A 15,831-nucleotide genomic window follows, 5' to 3' on the forward strand; every position below is an offset into this window, starting at 1 on the left:
GGCCGAAAGGTGTGGGTCGACCGGCCCGGCGCCGACCCCGACGGCGACCTGGCGGTACGGTCTCGGCGGGGCCGTCCCCGGTACGGCGACACTCCGGACGAGACTACGCGCGTCTGCGTGTCCACTCCCTCCCCCGGGTCTTCACCCGTCGGTGACGTGGCGGCCATCTTCGGGGCCCCGCCCGCGGACCGCCGGACGGCGGTGAAGGTGAGACACCCATGAGACGACCCCCAGGACTGCTTGCCGTGCCACTCGCTCTGTGCGCGCTGCTGCTCGCGGGCTGCGCCTTTGGAACGAACCCCGGCTCCGGGTCCGGCTCTGGTCCCGGGTCCGGGTCCGGGCAAAGCGACGACCCCCGCTGGCAGCCGCGTCCCGGCACCGACTGGCAGTGGCAGCTCAGCGGACGCCTCGACACCTCTGTTGACGTACCGGTCTATGACATCGACGGGTTCGACCACTCCGGGGACACGGTCGCGCGGCTGCACCGCGACGGCCGGAAGGTCATCTGCTACCTGTCCACGGGAGCCTGGGAGGACTTCCGCCCCGACGCCGGCGACTTCCCCGACGAGGTGATCGGCCGCGGCAACGGCTGGGAGGGCGAGCGCTGGCTCGACATCCGGCGTACCGACGTCCTGGAGCCGATCATGGCCGAGCGGTTCGACATGTGCCGCGACAAGGGCTTCGACGCGGTGGAGCCGGACAACATGGACGGCTACCGCAACCGCACCGGGTTCCCGCTCACCGCCGCCGACCAGCTCCGCTACAACCGCCTGATCGCCCGGCTCGCCCACGAACGCGGCCTGGCCGTCGGCCTGAAGAACGACCTGGACCAGATCCCGCAGCTGGTCGGCGACTACGACTTCGCGGTCAACGAGCAGTGCGCCCAGTACGGCGAGTGCGCGCGGCTCACCCCGTTCATCGAGGCCGGCAAGGCCGTCTTCCACGCCGAGTACGAACTGCCCACCGACCGCTTCTGCGCGGACTCCCGGCGGCTGAGGCTGAGTTCACTGCTGAAGAAGTACGAACTGGGGGTCTGGCGCCGAGCCTGCTGAGGCCCGTACCGGACAGGCCCCGGGGTGCCGTGGACGGTTCGACGGTTCAGCCCAGCGCCGCGACGACGAGGACGGTCGTCGCCGCGGTCTCCGTCAGCGCGCCGAACACGTCGCCGGTGACCCCGCCGAAGCGGCGGACGCAGTGCCACAGGAGGAGGTGCGCGGCCGCGGCCGACAGCAGCACGGCGAGGACGGCGCGGACGACGCCGTCCGCGCCGAGGACGGCGCCCCCGGCCGCCGCGGCCCCGGTCACCGCGAGCGCGACAGCCGCCGCGCCCGCCCGCGGGACGACCCCGGCGACCGCGGCGCCCAGCCCTTCCGGACGTGCGGGCGGCACCCCGGTGCGGGCGGCGAGGGTGAGGGCGAGCCGGGCCACGACCGCCGCGACCACGGCGGCGAGCGCGCCCCGGGTCCAGGAGTCGCCGTAGGCCTGGGCCAGCGCGGCCACCTGGGCCAGCAGCACCAGGACGAGGGTGAGCACGCCGAACGGCCCGATGTCCGACTGCTTCATGATCCGCAGCGCGTCCTCGGCCGGCTTGCCGCTGCCGAGCCCGTCCGCGACATCGGCCAGTCCGTCGAGATGCAGCCCGCGCGTGAGGACGGCGGGTACGGCGACGGTGGCGACGGCGGCGAGCAGCGCGCCCGCGCCGAGGAGCAGCAGCAGGAGTCCGACGGCGGCGGCCACGGCGCCCACCACCAGCCCGGCGAGCGGGGCGCACAGCATGCCGCCGCGCGCGGCCGGGCGGTCCCAGCGGGTCACCCGGACCGGGAGCACGGTCAGGGTGCCGAAGGCGAAGCGCAGACCGTCGGACAACGAGGTCAGGAAGGGTGCGGGCACCGGCGCAGGTTACCCGGTGGTCAGCAGGGCACCCCGGGTCGCCCTGGATAAAGTGCGCTTATGGGACATTGGCTGCAGCGGAACATCATCGAGCCGGGCAAGCTGCCGCTGCTTCTCGCCCTCACCGCCTTCGTCCTCACCTTCGTGATCACCCGGGCCGTCACCCGGCTGATCCGGGCCGGCAAGGGCCCCTTCGGCAACGTCAAGGCGGGCGGTCTGCACATCCACCACGTCGTGCCCGGCGTGATCCTCACGGTCGTCGGCGGCTTCGGCGCGGTGGCGGGCGGCCGGTACGGCTTCGGGTCGGCGCTCAGCGCGGTCGTCTTCGGCATGGGTGCCGGTCTGGTCCTGGACGAGTTCGCGCTGATCCTGCACCTCGACGACGTCTACTGGACCGAGGCGGGCCGGCAGAGCGTCGAGGTGGTCGTCCTCACCGCCGCCCTGGTCGGGCTGGTGCTGGCCGGGTTCTCCCCGTTCGGCGTCAACGACCTCAGCGCGGAAGAACTCCAGAACCGCGCCGGCGTCGTCCTGAACGTCGCGGTCAACTTCCTCTTCTCGCTCATCGCCCTGAGCAAGGGCAAGGCGAGGATCGCCGTGTTCGGCGTGATCGTCCCCGTCATCGCCGTGTTCGGCGCGCTGCGCCTGGCGCGTCCCGGCTCCCCGTGGTCCAGACGCTTCTACCGGCGCAGGCCCCGCGCCCGCGCGAAAGCCGTCCTCCGCGCCTACCACCACGACCTGCGCTGGTCGGCGCCCCGCCGCGCGGTCCAGGACTGGATCGGCGGCAAACCCGACCCCGAACCGCCCCGCCCAATCGAACGGGGGTGACAGAGCGGGGGTGCCGGGGGCTGCCCCCGGAACGTAAGAGGGTCGGCTACTCGGGCTTCGGCACTTCCGAGGTCTCCGATTCCGTCGGCCGGTCCGCCTCGGCAGGCCGCTCCGAGGGTTCCGGTGTCTTCGGCGCCTCCGGCGTCTCCGACTCCTCCGGGTGTTCCGGGAGTTCCGCGGCCAGGGCGGCCGCCGCCTGGACCAGGGGGAGGGCCAGGAGGCCGCCCGTGCCCTCGCCCACGGTGACGCCGTGGGAGAGAAGCGGTTCCATCGCCATCCGGTCCAGTGCCTTCGCCTGGCCAGGCTCACCGCTGTCGTGCGAGGCCAGCCACCAGTCCGGCGCCCGGAACGCGATCCGCTGCGCCACCAGCGCGCACGACGCCGTCACGACCCCGTCGAGCACGACCGGCATCTTCCGTACCGCGGCCTGCAGCAGGAAGCCCGTCATCGCGGTGAGGTCGGCCCCGCCCACCGTCGCCAGCAGCCGCAGCTGGTCGCCGAGCACGGGCCGGGCCCGTCGCAGCGCGTCGCGGATCGCCGCGCACTTGCGCATCCAGGCCAGGTCGTCGATCGCCAGCCCGCCGCGCCCGGTGACCACGGACGCGTCCGTCCCGCACAGCGCACCCACCAGCACACCCGCCGCCGTGGTCCCGCCCACGCTCACATCGCCGAGCACCACCAGGTCCGTACCGGAGTCGGCCTCCTCGTCGGCCACCGCGACCCCGGCCCGGAACGCCGCTTCGGCCTCCTCGAGGCTCAGCGCGTCCTCGACGTCGATCCGTCCGCTGCCGCGCCGCACCCGGTGCCGTACGACGTCCTCGGGCAGGGCGTCCGGGTCGCAGTCCAGAGCCATGTCGACCACCCGCACCGGCACCCCGAGCCGCCGGGCCAGCACGGACACCGGACGGCCGCCCTCCAGCACCTCGCGCACCAGCTCCCCGGCGCTGCCCGCGGGCCGCGCCGAGACGCCCTGCCGGGCGATCCCGTGATCACCGGCGAAGAGGACGACCCGCGGCCGTTCGATCGGCCGCACCGGCACCGCGGACTGTGCGGCGGCCAGCCACTCACCCAGCTCGTCCAGGCGGCCCAGCGACCCGGGCGGCACGATCTGGCGCTCGCGACGCGCCTCCGCGTCACGGCGTACCCCGCCGTCCGGACGCTCGATCAGATCGGTGAAGTCGTCGAGATTAAGCGCGCTCATTCGCCGAACAGTACCGGCCCGGATCGAACACGTCGGAGTGCTGGGGCCCGTCCTCGGCATCCTCCGGGCCGCACCGCCGGCATCCCGCCCGCCGGGCGACGCCACCCCGGCGTCATTGCGCCCGGGATCGCCATCCGATCCGTAACGTTTTGCAAGGGAATGTCGTCACCGTGTCCCGACCGTCCAGCCAGTACACCGAGTCCGTTCCACCCGTTCCGCTCACGCCCTCCCTGTTCAGCCCCACCCCACCCCACCCCACCCCACCCCACCCCACCCCACCCCACCCCGCTCGCCCCGCCCGACCCACCCGGAGCCGCCATGTCAGAGCCCGACGCGCCCGCCGCCGTCCCGTCGTCCGCCGCACCCCGTGCTCTGGTCGTTCCCGCCCAGCAAGCCTCCGTGCGGGTGCACGAGCCGCGCCGCGGAGACTGCCCCTGGTGCGGCTCGGCGCGGCTGCGCAACCGGCTGCGCACCGGTGACCTGCGGCGGCACCGGCCGGGCCGGTTCACCGTCGACGAGTGCCGGGAATGCGGACACACCTTCCAGAACCCCCGGCTCACCGCCGAGGGCCTGGCCTTCCACCACCGGGCGCTGCGCGACGCCCCCCGGGACGCCGTCACCGACCACGTCCTCGCGCTGCGCGACGCCCCGCGCCGCCGCCGGGCCACGGCCCGCGCGATGCTGCGCTTCGGCGAACCGGAGAGCTGGCTGGACGTCGGCACCGGACACGGCCGCTTCCCGGACACCGCGCGGGAGTTCTTCCCGTACACCGCCTTCGACGGCACCGACCTCACCGCGCGCGTCGAACGCGCCCGCGTCCTCGGCCGCGTCGAGGAGGCCCACATCGGCGCGCTGACGGACCCGAAGCTGCTGGCCCGGGTGGCGACCCGCTACGACGTCGTCAGCCTGCTGCACCACCTCGAACACACCACCGACCCGCGGGCGGAACTCCGCGCCGCCCTGGACGCCCTGCGCCCCGGCGGACATCTGCTCATCGAGACCCTGGACCCCGGTTGCGCGTTCGCCGCCCTGTTCGGCAACCGGTGGCTGTCCTACGACCAGCCCCGCCGACTCCACCTGCTGCCGCCGCGCAACCTCCGGGCCGAACTGGAGACGCTCGGCTGCGCGATCGTCACCACCAGGCCCGTCGCCGCCAAGTCCGGCACGTCCGGGTCCAAGCACCGTGCCCTGTACATCCCGTACGACCTGGCCGGCGCCGCCGCGCTGGCCCTCTCCCAAGCCCTGCCCGCCCCCTGGCGCGCGATCCCGCCGACCCCGTTCCAGCAGCAGGCGCGCGCCGTACTGCTGCGGGCGGGCACCCCGTTGGTCGCCGTCGCGGCGCTGACGGACCTCGCGCTGGCGCCGGTCCTGCGGCACACCCCGTTCGCCAACGCGTACCGGATCATCGCGCGAAAGCCGGCGAACTGACCCGGCCGCGGCTCCGGCCCAGGTCCCGGCTGTTCACCCCCGGAGCACCAGCGCCTGGCCCGCCACCACCAGCAGCACCTGCTCGCACTCCTGCGCGAACGCCGCGTTCAGCCGCCCGAGTTCGTCCCGGTACCGGCGGCCGGACGCGGTGGCGGGGACGATGCCCGAGCCCACCTCGTTGGACACGGCAACCACGGTCCGCCGGGTCGCGCGCACCGCGTCCGTCAGCTCACGCACCCGTTCCTTGAGCGCCCGTTCCCCGCCGTCCGCCCACTGGGCGTCGTCCCACGCCCCGACGGAGTCCATCGCGTCCGTCAGCCACAGCGACAGACAGTCCACCAGCAGCGGCGGCCCGTCGACTCCCAGCAGCGGCACCAGATCGCAGGTCTCCACGGTCCGCCACGACCCGGGCCGCCGCTCCTGATGGGCCGACACCCGGGCCGCCCACTCGGTGTCCCCGTTGCGGGACCCGCCGGTCGCCACGTACAGCACCTGGGGCAGCGTCTCCAGCCGGCGCTCGGCCTCCACCGACTTGCCGGACCGCGCCCCGCCCAGGACCAGCGTCCGGCGCGGCAGGTCGGGGACGTCCTCGTAGGCGCCCACCTCCAGCGTGGTCCCGTCCGGCACGGCGCGTGCCCCGGCCGCCGCGAGCCGGCGCCGCTCCTCCGCGCCCGGCGGCACGTCGTGGTCGAGGTGCACGGCGACGACATCCGTCGTCGGCCCCACAGCGCCCACCGCCCGCAGCCGCGCCAGCGCGTCCGGGCGCCCCACGACGTCCAGCAGCACCATGGCGTACGGTTCGGCCGGCTCCTCCAGACCGGCCGGCGCCGTGCCCGGCGGCAGATACAGCAGCCGCTGCCCGTCCGGACCGGTCACCGCGTACCCGGTGCCCGGCGCGTCCAGCGCCACCGCCCGCACCCGGTGGCCCGTCAGCAGCGCCAGCTCCCGTCCGTCCGGCACCCGGCCGGGCTGCGGCAGCCCGGCGGGCACCTCGACCGCGGGGCCGTCGTGCGGATGGGAGAGCAGCACCTGGCGCACACCGCCCAGCGAATGTCCCGCGCGGGCGGCGGCGAACGCCACGCCCGGCATCAGGTCCAGCAGCAGTGAGCCGTCCACGAGCAGCGCGGTCGCCGCGCGCGCGTGGGGACCGGCGGCGGACGCGCAGGCGGCGCAGGGACAGTCGGGGCGGGGCAGGCCCGCGGGGGCACCGGTGCCGAGCAGAGTGAGTTCCACGAACCCGATTTTCGCCCCTCTCCACGGCTCCTGCGCGCCCGACCGGGCACTGTCACCGATGATCCAACGAATCATCCGCCGGACAGCCCGTCCTACGCTCACTGACCCCTTGGAACCAATCATCTAGGCTCTGCTCCAGGATCCGGACCATGATCCGGCTCCTGTCGTGCAGGTGCTCATACCCATGGAGGCGTACATGGCGGCATGGACGTGGCGGTTCGAGAAGGCCGACGGGACGCAGGTCGAGCCCGCGGTGACGCCGGAGGACTTCACCACGCAGGGGGACGCCGAGTCCTGGATCGGGGAGAACTGGAAGGCCCTGGTGGAGGGCGGCGCCGACCAGGTGCGGCTGCTGGAGGACACCACGGAGATCTACGGACCGATGAGCCTGCACGCGGAAGAGGCGTGAACCCACGGGCGTGAAGCCCTGGGCGTGAACCCACGGGCGTGAAGCCCCGGGCGTGAACCCACGGGCGTGAGGATCCGGGCGAGAACGACGCGACCTTTCGGGCGGGGGCTTCGGCCCTCGCCCGTCCCGCGTCCGCCAGAGCCTGCCCGGCGGATCACGTCGGAGGTGGCCGACGATATCCGTCCGGCCGGGGTGAGCGGGGCCGGTGCGTTCAACCGCGAGGCGGAGGATGGCGTCGGTGCGGTGGGGGGAGAAGCCAGGAGCTGGGGGAGTCGGTGGCCGACGACAGCGCCGCTGGGGCCCCCTCCGCGAAGAGCTCAGGGGGAGCGGGCCGGGCCGGCCGCGTCCCCGGCATGACCCGCCGGGCAGGCGCTAGCCCCGTACGCCGCACAGGTGGAGCAGTGACGCCACCCCGCGGTAGGGGTCCGTCCGGCCGGCCCGCTCCTCGACCGCGAGGAGCGTCGCCAGGTCGTCGGGGCAGCCCAGGGTGTGCGCGACGCGCGCCCCGTCCACCGCCGTGTCCGTGAAGACCCGCACCCCGTACCAGGTGTGCAGCGGCGCCCCGAGCCCCGCGAGCGTCGCCGTGAGGTTCGTCAGCCGGTCGGCCCGTACCTCGGGACCCGAGCCGTCCGCATGGCACGGCGTGTCGAACGCGGCCAGCGCCCGGGCCCAGTCGCCGCGCAGGCCGGACCGCATCGCCGGCGCGTCGCCGTTGCGCACCAGCAGCGACAGCAGGCCGCCGGGGGCGAGCATCCGGGCCAGCCCCGCCACCAGCGGGTCCGGCTCCGCCACGTACATGAGTACGCCGTGGCAGAGCACCACGTCGAAGCTGCCCGGCAGGAAGTGCACACCGGTGTCGCGGCCGTCGCCCTCGACGACCCGCACCCGCTCCCGGATGCCCTCGGGCTCCCCGGCGAGCGTCGCGCGCGCGGTGGCGACCCTCTCCGCGTCCCGCTCCAGACCGGTCACCTGGTGGCCGGACCGCGCCAGGCGCAGTGCCTGCGTGCCGCGGCCCATGCCGACGTCGAGCACACGCAGCCGCCGCCCGACCGGGAAGTGCCCCACCAGCTGCTCGTCGAGCTGGCGGGCCACGATCTCCCGCTCCACGATCTCCCGCAGGTCACCGGACGGCCCGGTCTGCTCCGGCGAGGCCTGCGCGGGCACCGCTGCCAGTGCCGCGCCGTCGACGAACGGCGTGGTGCTCAGGGCCGCTCCCCGCGCTTGACCTGGGGCTTGGGCAGACGCAGCCGGCGCATCTGCAGCGAGCGCATCAGCGCGTAGGCGACGGCGCCGCGGCGCTTGTCGTCGGGGAAGCGCTCGGCCAGCCGCTGCTTCAGCCGGAAGCCGGTCACGAGGGAGTCGAGCACGATCACCACGATCACGACGAGCCACAGCAGCAGCGCGACGTTCTGCAGCTGGGGCACCCGGATCATGCTCAGCACCAGGATGATCACCGCCATCGGCAGGAAGTACTCCGCGATGTTGAACCGCGAGTCGATGTAGTCGCGCGCGAACCGGCGCACCGGCCCCTTGTCACGGGCGGGCAGGTAACGCTCGTCGCCGCTGGCCAGCGCCTGGCGCTGGCGCTCCATCGCGGCACGGCGCTCGTCACGCTGCCGTTTGCTCGCCTCCTTGCGCGTCATCGACGTATTGGCCACGCTGCGGCGCTGGGTCTGGGCCTGGCTGCGCTTGGGCGTGGGACGGCCCTTGGGGGCCTCCGGATGGCGGGTCTGCTTGGAGTCGGTCACCGTCGCCTTGTCGGCGTGGGCCTTCTCTTCCTTGGAACGGCTACGGAACACAAAACCCAAGGGTACGGGGTGCCCGGGGTTGGACCCCAGCCCCGGGGGGAACGATCCGGCAACACCACGCGTCTGTAGAGGACAGACAGAGGGGGCGTTGTGTGCGACTTGGGGCGGGTTGTCCTGCCGGTACCCGGGGATCACCTACTCCCTGCGCCGGATCGGGAGGATACGCAGTCGTCCTTGGGGATGAGCGCATCCACCCCCGGACAGTGCGGTAATGGATGCAGGGCCCGTACTGTGGGTCTTGTCGCAGAAGTGTGAGCCGGAGTCCGTCAGAAGGGGGCGCGCGAAGCCCATGAGCGGTGTCATGAAGCGTATGGGGATGATCTTCCGCGCGAAGGCGAACAAGGCCCTTGACCGGGCCGAGGACCCGCGCGAGACCCTCGATTACTCGTACCAGAAACAGCTGGAGCTGCTCCAGAAGGTCCGCCGGGGTGTCGCCGACGTGGCGACCAGCCGCAAGCGCCTGGAGCTCCAGCTCAACCAGCTGCAGTCGCAGTCCTCCAAGCTGGAGGACCAGGGCCGCAAGGCGCTCGCGCTGGGCCGTGAGGACCTCGCCCGCGAGGCCCTCTCCCGCCGTGCCGCCCTCCAGCAGCAGGTGACGGACCTGGAGACGCAGCACGCGACCCTCCAGGGCGAGGAGGAGAAGCTCACCCTCGCCGCCCAGCGGCTCCAGGCCAAGGTCGACGCCTTCCGCACCAAGAAGGAGACCATCAAGGCCACGTACACGGCGGCGCAGGCACAGACCCGGATCGGCGAGGCCTTCTCCGGCATCTCCGAGGAGATGGGCGACGTCGGGCTGGCGATCCAGCGGGCCGAGGACAAGACCGCCCAGCTCCAGGCGCGGGCCGGCGCCATCGACGAGCTGCTCGCCTCCGGCGTCCTCGACGACCAGTCCGGCATGCACAAGGACGACATCCAGGCCGAGCTGGACCGGCTCTCCGGCGGCACGGATGTGGAGCTGGAACTGCAGCGCATGAAGGCCGAGCTGGCCGGTGGCACCTCCGGGGAGAAGCAGGCCATCGAGGGCGGCAGTGAACAGCCCCAGACCCAGCAGCAGCCGCAGGACACCCCGCGGTTCGACAAGCAGTGACCGCCGCACGGGACACCGTGCCGACGACGACCGAGGCCCCCGCAAGGGCGGCCCAGGAGGCCGACATGATCGTACGGATCATGGGGGAGGGGCAGGTGGCTCTGGCCGAGAGCCACCTCGCCGAGCTGAACAAACTGGACGAGGAACTCCTCGCCGAGATGGACAAGGGCGACGGCCCCGGCTTCCGCCGCACCCTCACCGCCCTGCTGCACAGGGTCCACGAACTCGGCGAGCCGCTGCCGGACGACGCCCTGGAACCCTCCGACCTCATCCTCCCCTCCCCGGACGCGACCATTGAGGGGGTCCGGGAGCTGCTCAGCGACGACGGCGACGGACTGATCCCGGGCACCTGAGCCCTGAGGGCCCGTCCGGCGGATCGTGCCGGACAGGCCCTGGCCCGCCGGGCCATCCACACCCGTACCGCTCACACCCGTACCGCTCACCGCTGGTCCGTTCACGGCGGGCGCGGCCCTCACCACCGATCCACCACCGGCCCGCCCTCCCCGTACGCTTCCGCGACCCCGTACGGTGAACGGTCGTGAGCACCTTCCAGCGCGCCCGGTGCCGGCTGCGCGCGCACCCCTTCGCCCTGGACGCGGCCCTGGCCGCGGGCGTCCTGGTGTGCATCGTGGCCGGGTCCCTCGTGGAGCCGCACGGCCCCGACGGCGTCACCTGGGCGTTGCGCACGCCCGACCCGCTCAGCCTGGTCCTCATGGTGCTCGGCGCCGCCGCGCTCGTCCTCCGGCGCCGGGCGCCCCTCGCGGTGCTCGCCTTCACCGGCGGGGTCTCCCTGGTGGAGTCCGTCACCGGCGACCCCCGCGCCCCGGTCGCGATGTGCGTGGTCGTCGCGCTCTACACCGTCGCCTCCGCCACCGACCGCCCCACCACCTGGCGGGTCGGCCTGCTCACCATGACCGTCCTCACCGGCGCCGCCATGATCGCCGGCCCGCTGCCCTGGTACGCCCAGGAGAACCTGGGGATCCTCGCCTGGACCGGGATCGGCGCCACCGCCGGGGACGCCGTCCGCAGCCGCCGTGCCTTCGTCCAGGCCATCAGGGAACGCGCCGAGCGGGCCGAACGCACCCGCGAGGAGGAGGCCCGCCGCCGCGTCGCCGAGGAACGCCTGCGCATCGCCCGCGACCTGCACGACGTCGTCGCCCACCACATCGCCCTGGTCAACGTCCAGGCCGGGGTCGCCGCCCATGTCATGGACAAGCGGCCAGACCAGGCCAAGGAGGCCCTCGCCCACGTACGTGAGGCCAGCCGCTCGGCGCTCGGCGAACTGCGCGCCACCGTCGGTCTGCTGCGCCAGTCCGGCGACCCCGAGGCCCCCACCGAGCCCGCCCCCGGACTGGACCGCCTCGACGACCTCGTCGGCACCTTCCGCAGCGCCGGCCTGCACGTCCTGGTCGTCCGCGAGGACCAGCGCCCGGACCATACGTCCGCGCTGCCCGCCGCCGTCGACCTGGCCGCCTACCGGATCATCCAGGAGGCACTCACCAACGTTCAGAAGCACGCCGGCGCCGAGGTGAAGGCGGAGGTCAGCGTCGTCCGGGTGGGTCCGCACCTCGAGGTCACCGTCCTCGACGACGGCACCGGTGCCGGCCGGCACGAAGCCCCCGCCGACCACGGCAACGGCGGCGGCAACGGCGGCGGCGACCACGGCGGCGGCCACGGTCTGCTCGGCATGCGGGAACGCGTCACCGCCCTGCGCGGCACCCTCACCACCGGCCCCCGCTACGGCGGCGGCTTCCGCGTCCATGCGATCCTGCCCGTCGAGACCCGCACGTCCGCGGCCCAGGACGGTTCGTGACCCGTTCGCGGCCCAGGGCGGCCCGTGACCATCGCTCCCGGGGGAACCCATGACCATCCGCGTCCTGCTCGCCGACGACCAGGCCCTGCTGCGCAGCGCCTTCCGCGTGCTCGTCGACTCCGAGCCGGACATGGAGGTGGTGGGCGAGGCCTCCGACGGCGCCGAGGCGGTCCGGCTGGCCCGCGAACAGCGTGCCGACATCGTCCTCATGGACATCCGGATGCCCGGCACCGACGGCCTCGCGGCCACCCGCCTGATCAGCGCGGACCCCGAACTCGACGGGGTCCGCGTGGTGATCCTGACGACCTTCGAGGTCGACGACTACGTGGTGCAGTCGCTGCGGGCCGGCGCCTCCGGCTTCCTCGGCAAGGGCTCCGAACCCGGCGAACTGCTCAGCGCCATCCGGATCGCCGCCGAGGGCGAGGCGCTGCTGTCCCCGGCCGCCACCAAGGGCCTGATCGCCCGCTTCCTCGCCCAGGCGGGTACGTCCGACGGTGCCGACCGCGACCCGGCCCGCGCGCAGCGGCTCGACTCGCTGACCGTGCGGGAGCGCGAAGTGCTGGTCCAGGTCGCCGGCGGCCGCTCCAACGACGAGATCGCCGCGCGCCTGGAGGTCAGCCCGCTGACCGTGAAGACGCACGTCAACCGGGCCATGGCCAAACTGGGCGCCCGTGACCGGGCCCAGCTGGTGGTCACCGCCTACGAGTCCGGCCTGGTCCGCCCGAGGGCGGACTGAAGGCGACCGCATGTACTGCGAGGGGAGTAGCCGCCGGCCGGAGGAACGGGACTCCGGGCCTACGGATCGGCCCCTCCCGATGCACCACTGTGTAGAGCGGGCACCCGGCTGAGCCCGCCGTGCCCGTGACCGTGCGTCAGACGGTGCCGGTGACCGTACTCCTGACCGCTCGCAGACGCTCAAAGACGCCCACAGAAGAGAGATCCGTAACCCATGTCCTGGCTGGCCAGATTCAGCCTCGCGCAACGCGCGCTGATCGGACTCATGTCGATCATCGCGCTCGTGTTCGGGGCGATCGCGATACCTCAGCTCAAGCAGCAGCTGCTGCCCACCATCGAACTGCCCATGGTCTCCGTGATCGCCCCCTACCAGGGCGCGTCCCCGGACGTGGTGGAGAAGCAGGTCGTCGAGCCCATCGAGAACAACCTGGAGGCCGTCGACGGCATCTCCGGTGTCACCTCGAAGGCCAGCGAGGGCAGCGCCGTGATCATGGCGTCCTTCGACTTCGGCAACGACACCAAGCAGCTCGTCGCCGACGTCCAGCAGGCCGTCAACCGGGCCCGCGCGATGCTGCCCGACGGCGTGGACCCGCAGGTCGTCGCCGGCAGCACCGACGACATCCCGACCGTGGTCCTCGCCGTCACCTCCGACAAGGACCAGCAGGCCCTCGCCGACCAGCTCGACCGGACCGTGGTCACCGAGCTGGAGGCCATCGACGGCGTCGGCCAGGTCACCGTGGACGGTGTCCGGGACCTCCAGGTCACCGTCACCCCCGACGACGCGAAGCTGGCCAAGGCCGGTCTCACGCCGCAGGCGCTGGCCCAGGCCCTCCAGGCGGGCGGCGCGACCGTCCCGGCCGGCTCCTTCGACGAGGACGGCGCCAACCGCACCGTCCAGGTCGGCGGCGGCTACACCTCGCTCGAGCAGATCGAGGACCTGATGGTCACCGGCGAGCCCGGCAAGGGCAAGCCGGTCCGTCTCGGCTCCGTGGCCGAGGTGAAGCAGCAGCAGGCCAAGTCCGACTCCCTCACCCGCACCAACGGCGAACCCAGCCTCGCCGTGGTGGTCACCATGGACCACGACGGCAGCGCCGTCGCGATCTCGGACGCCGTCGCGGAGAAGCTGCCCGACCTGCGCGAGGCGCTCGGCTCGGGCGCCGACCTCACCGTCGTCAGCGACCAGGGCCCCGCCGTCGCCAAGGCCATCGAGGGCCTGACCGTCGAGGGCGCGCTCGGCCTGCTCTTCGCGGTCCTGGTGATCCTGGTCTTCCTGGCCTCGGTGCGCTCGACCCTGGTCACCGCGGTGTCCATCCCGCTGTCCATCGTGCTCGCGCTGATCGTGCTGTGGACGCGCGACCTGTCGCTCAACATGCTGACCCTGGGCGCGCTGACCATCGCGATCGGCCGGGTCGTCGACGACTCCATCGTCGTCCTGGAGAACATCAAGCGGCACCTCGGCTACGGCGAGGAGCGCCGCGAGGCGATCCTGGGCGCCGTCCGCGAGGTGGCCGGCGCGGTGACGTCCGCGACGCTGACCACCGTCGCCGTCTTCCTGCCGATCGGTCTGGTCGGCGGCATGGTCGGCGAACTGTTCGGCTCCTTCAGCCTCACCGTCACCGCGGCGCTGCTCGCCTCCCTGCTGGTGTCGCTGACGGTCGTCCCCGTCCTGTCGTACTGGTTCCTGCGTCCCCCGAAGGGCACCCCCGAGGATGCCGAGGAAGCCCGCCGGCTGGCCGAGGAGAAGGAGGCGAAGAGCCGCCTCCAGCGCCTCTACGTCTCCGTCCTGGGCTTCGCCACCCGGCGCAGGCTGGCCAGCCTCGGCATCGCCGCCGTCGTGCTGATCGGCACGTTCGGCATGGCCCCGCTGCTCAAGACCAACTTCTTCGACCAGGGCGAGCAGCAGGTCCTCACGGTCCGTCAGGAGCTGGAGCCCGGTGCCAGCCTCGCGGCGACCGACGAGCAGGCCAAGAAGGTCGAGAAGCTGCTCGGCGACACCGAGGGCGTCAAGGACCACCAGGTCACCATCGGCTCGTCCGGCTTCATGGCGGCCTTCGGCGGCGGCACGGACACCAACCAGGCCACCTACCAGATCATGCTCGAGGACTCCGCGTCCTCCGGCGACGTGCAGAAGCGCATCGAGAAGGGCCTCGGCGAACTCGACGGCATCGGCACCACCACCATCGCGGCCGGTGACGGATTCGGCAGCCAGGACCTGAGCGTCGTCGTCAAGGCGGCCGACGCGCAGGTGCTGCGCAAGGCCGCCGACCAGGTCCAGAAGGCCGTGGCCTCGCTGGACGACGTCACGGACGTCACCAGTGACCTGTCGCAGAGCGTGCCGCGGATCTCCATCAATGCCAACTCCCGTGCCGCCGCGGCCGGGTTCAACGACCAGACGCTCGGCGCCGCCGTCGCCCAGGCGGTCCGGGGCACCCCGGCCGCCAAGGCGGTCCTCGACGACACCGAGCGGGACGTCGTCATCCGGTCGGCCGAGCCGGCCACCACGCTGGCCGAGCTGAAGAAGCTGCGCCTGGGCCCGGTGGAGCTGGCCGACATCGCCACCGTCGAGCTGGTGGACGGCCCGGTGTCCATGACCCGGATCGACGGCCAGCGCTCCGCCACCGTCACCGCCCGGCCGACCGGCGACAACACCGGCGCGGTCAGCGCGGAGCTCCAGACGAAGATCAACGCGCTCACCCTCCCGGCGGGCGCGACGGCGGAGATCGGCGGCGTGTCCGCGGACCAGGACGAGGCGTTCGCCAACCTGGGCCTGGCGATGCTCGCGGCCATCGCGATCATCTTCATGCTGCTGGTCGGCACCTTCCGGTCGCTCGCCCAGCCGCTGATCCTGCTGGTGTCCATCCCGTTCGCGGCGACGGGCGCGGTCGGCCTGCTGATCGTCACGGGTACCCCGATGGGCGTCCCGGCGATGATCGGCATGCTGATGCTGACCGGCATCGTGGTCACCAACGCGATCGTGCTGATCGACCTGATCAACCAGTACCGCGCCCAGGGCTACGGGGTCGTCGAGGCTGTGATCGAGGGCGGCCGGCACCGGCTGCGCCCGATCCTGATGACGGCCCTGGCGACGATCTTCGCCCTGCTCCCGATGGCGCTCGGCGTCACCGGCGAGGGCGGCTTCATCGCGCAGCCGCTGGCCGTGGTGGTGATCGGCGGTCTGATCACGTCGACGCTGCTGACCCTGCTGCTGGTGCCGACCCTCTACGCGATGCTGGAGCTTCGCAAGGAGCGCCGCGCGAAGAAGAAGGCGCTGAAGAAGGGCCCGACGGCCGAGGAACCGGCGGAATCGGAGAAGTCCGCAGGGTCCGCGGAGGACCCGGCGCCGGCCCAGGTCTGACCGGTCCGCGAGCCGGTCGTGCAGGACGGAAGGCCTGCCCGGAACCT

The 15,831-nt window shown here is 73.1% G+C and carries 14 protein-coding genes; 9 read left to right on the plus strand and 5 right to left on the minus strand.

What is annotated here, in order from left to right; genetic code table 11:
- Window positions 1-218 precede the first annotated feature (218 nt).
- Complete coding sequence (locus ACFPZI_RS11855) at window positions 219-1,052, plus strand: endo alpha-1,4 polygalactosaminidase (protein WP_381361942.1); 834 nt, start codon at window positions 219-221, stop codon at window positions 1,050-1,052.
- Between the two features lie 46 nt (window positions 1,053-1,098).
- Here ACFPZI_RS11855 and ACFPZI_RS11860 read toward each other — a convergent pair whose 3' ends face one another.
- Window positions 1,099-1,890, minus strand: coding sequence for an adenosylcobinamide-GDP ribazoletransferase (locus tag ACFPZI_RS11860; protein WP_381361945.1), 792 nt, complete (start codon window positions 1,888-1,890; stop codon window positions 1,099-1,101).
- Window positions 1,891-1,950: 60 nt separating this feature from the next.
- On the opposite strand from ACFPZI_RS11860, the gene ACFPZI_RS11865 reads away from it, so the two are divergent.
- Window positions 1,951-2,715: a hypothetical protein gene (locus ACFPZI_RS11865; RefSeq protein WP_381361947.1), complete on the plus strand. Its 765-nt coding sequence runs from the start codon at window positions 1,951-1,953 to the stop codon at window positions 2,713-2,715.
- 46 nt (window positions 2,716-2,761) lie between these two features.
- Here the strand turns inward: ACFPZI_RS11865 and cobT are convergent, their stop codons facing one another.
- Window positions 2,762-3,916, minus strand: coding sequence for a nicotinate-nucleotide--dimethylbenzimidazole phosphoribosyltransferase (cobT, locus tag ACFPZI_RS11870; protein ID WP_381361950.1), 1,155 nt, complete (start codon window positions 3,914-3,916; stop codon window positions 2,762-2,764).
- 318 nt (window positions 3,917-4,234) lie between these two features.
- On the opposite strand from cobT, the gene ACFPZI_RS11875 reads away from it, so the two are divergent.
- On the plus strand, window positions 4,235-5,344 hold the full coding sequence (locus ACFPZI_RS11875; RefSeq protein WP_381361953.1) for a class I SAM-dependent methyltransferase: 1,110 nt from the start codon (window positions 4,235-4,237) through the stop codon (window positions 5,342-5,344).
- Window positions 5,345-5,377: 33 nt separating this feature from the next.
- Here ACFPZI_RS11875 and ACFPZI_RS11880 read toward each other — a convergent pair whose 3' ends face one another.
- Window positions 5,378-6,577, minus strand: coding sequence for a bifunctional adenosylcobinamide kinase/adenosylcobinamide-phosphate guanylyltransferase (locus ACFPZI_RS11880; protein WP_381361955.1), 1,200 nt, complete (start codon window positions 6,575-6,577; stop codon window positions 5,378-5,380).
- Between the two features lie 196 nt (window positions 6,578-6,773).
- Between ACFPZI_RS11880 and ACFPZI_RS11885 the strand changes: the two genes are divergently transcribed.
- Entirely contained in the window at window positions 6,774-6,986 is a 213-nt protein-coding gene (locus ACFPZI_RS11885) for a hypothetical protein (protein ID WP_042173605.1), read from the plus strand.
- A gap of 372 nt (window positions 6,987-7,358) precedes the next feature.
- On the opposite strand, the gene ACFPZI_RS11890 is transcribed toward ACFPZI_RS11885, so the two are convergent.
- On the minus strand, window positions 7,359-8,078 hold the full coding sequence (locus ACFPZI_RS11890; RefSeq protein ID WP_381362917.1) for a class I SAM-dependent methyltransferase: 720 nt from the start codon (window positions 8,076-8,078) through the stop codon (window positions 7,359-7,361).
- Between the two features lie 110 nt (window positions 8,079-8,188).
- Window positions 8,189-8,824 carry a DUF3043 domain-containing protein gene (locus ACFPZI_RS11895; RefSeq protein WP_381362919.1) on the minus strand — a complete coding sequence of 212 codons (636 nt, stop codon included), beginning with the start codon at window positions 8,822-8,824 and terminating at the stop codon, window positions 8,189-8,191.
- 271 nt (window positions 8,825-9,095) lie between these two features.
- On the opposite strand from ACFPZI_RS11895, the gene ACFPZI_RS11900 reads away from it, so the two are divergent.
- The 5 genes from ACFPZI_RS11900 (at window position 9,096) to ACFPZI_RS11920 (ending at window position 15,784) form a co-directional block, all read left to right on the plus strand.
- On the plus strand, window positions 9,096-9,881 hold the full coding sequence (locus tag ACFPZI_RS11900; RefSeq protein ID WP_381361958.1) for a PspA/IM30 family protein: 786 nt from the start codon (window positions 9,096-9,098) through the stop codon (window positions 9,879-9,881).
- 65 nt (window positions 9,882-9,946) lie between these two features.
- Window positions 9,947-10,234: a PspA-associated protein PspAA gene (pspAA, locus tag ACFPZI_RS11905; protein ID WP_381361961.1), complete on the plus strand. Its 288-nt coding sequence runs from the start codon at window positions 9,947-9,949 to the stop codon at window positions 10,232-10,234.
- 185 nt (window positions 10,235-10,419) lie between these two features.
- Window positions 10,420-11,694 (plus strand): sensor histidine kinase, encoded by a 1,275-nt coding sequence (locus tag ACFPZI_RS11910; RefSeq protein WP_381361964.1) that lies wholly within the window; start codon window positions 10,420-10,422, stop codon window positions 11,692-11,694.
- A 49-nt stretch (window positions 11,695-11,743) separates the two neighbouring features.
- A complete protein-coding gene (locus ACFPZI_RS11915; protein WP_381361967.1) occupies window positions 11,744-12,430 on the plus strand; it encodes a response regulator in 687 nt (228 codons plus the stop codon).
- Between the two features lie 213 nt (window positions 12,431-12,643).
- Window positions 12,644-15,784 carry an efflux RND transporter permease subunit gene (locus ACFPZI_RS11920; protein ID WP_381361970.1) on the plus strand — a complete coding sequence of 1,047 codons (3,141 nt, stop codon included), beginning with the start codon at window positions 12,644-12,646 and terminating at the stop codon, window positions 15,782-15,784.
- Window positions 15,785-15,831: the final 47 nt, after the last annotated feature.

The sequence above is a fragment of the Streptomyces chlorus genome (assembly GCF_042655885.1).
GTDB lineage: Bacteria > Actinomycetota > Actinomycetes > Streptomycetales > Streptomycetaceae > Streptomyces > Streptomyces chlorus.

What these genes read in the sequence shown, in the direction of transcription:
- ACFPZI_RS11855 (WP_381361942.1), top strand. Translation starts at nt 219, where the DNA reads ATGAGACGACCCCCAGGACTGCTTGCCGTGCCACTCGCTCTGTGCGCG.
- ACFPZI_RS11865 (WP_381361947.1), top strand. Translation starts at nt 1,951, where the DNA reads ATGGGACATTGGCTGCAGCGGAACATCATCGAGCCGGGCAAGCTGCCG.
- cobT (WP_381361950.1), bottom strand. Translation starts at nt 3,916, where the DNA reads ATGAGCGCGCTTAATCTCGACGACTTCACCGATCTGATCGAGCGTCCG.
- ACFPZI_RS11875 (WP_381361953.1), top strand. Translation starts at nt 4,235, where the DNA reads ATGTCAGAGCCCGACGCGCCCGCCGCCGTCCCGTCGTCCGCCGCACCC.
- ACFPZI_RS11885 (WP_042173605.1), top strand. Translation starts at nt 6,774, where the DNA reads ATGGCGGCATGGACGTGGCGGTTCGAGAAGGCCGACGGGACGCAGGTC.
- ACFPZI_RS11900 (WP_381361958.1), top strand. Translation starts at nt 9,096, where the DNA reads ATGAAGCGTATGGGGATGATCTTCCGCGCGAAGGCGAACAAGGCCCTT.
- pspAA (WP_381361961.1), top strand. Translation starts at nt 9,947, where the DNA reads ATGATCGTACGGATCATGGGGGAGGGGCAGGTGGCTCTGGCCGAGAGC.
- ACFPZI_RS11915 (WP_381361967.1), top strand. Translation starts at nt 11,744, where the DNA reads ATGACCATCCGCGTCCTGCTCGCCGACGACCAGGCCCTGCTGCGCAGC.
- ACFPZI_RS11920 (WP_381361970.1), top strand. Translation starts at nt 12,644, where the DNA reads ATGTCCTGGCTGGCCAGATTCAGCCTCGCGCAACGCGCGCTGATCGGA.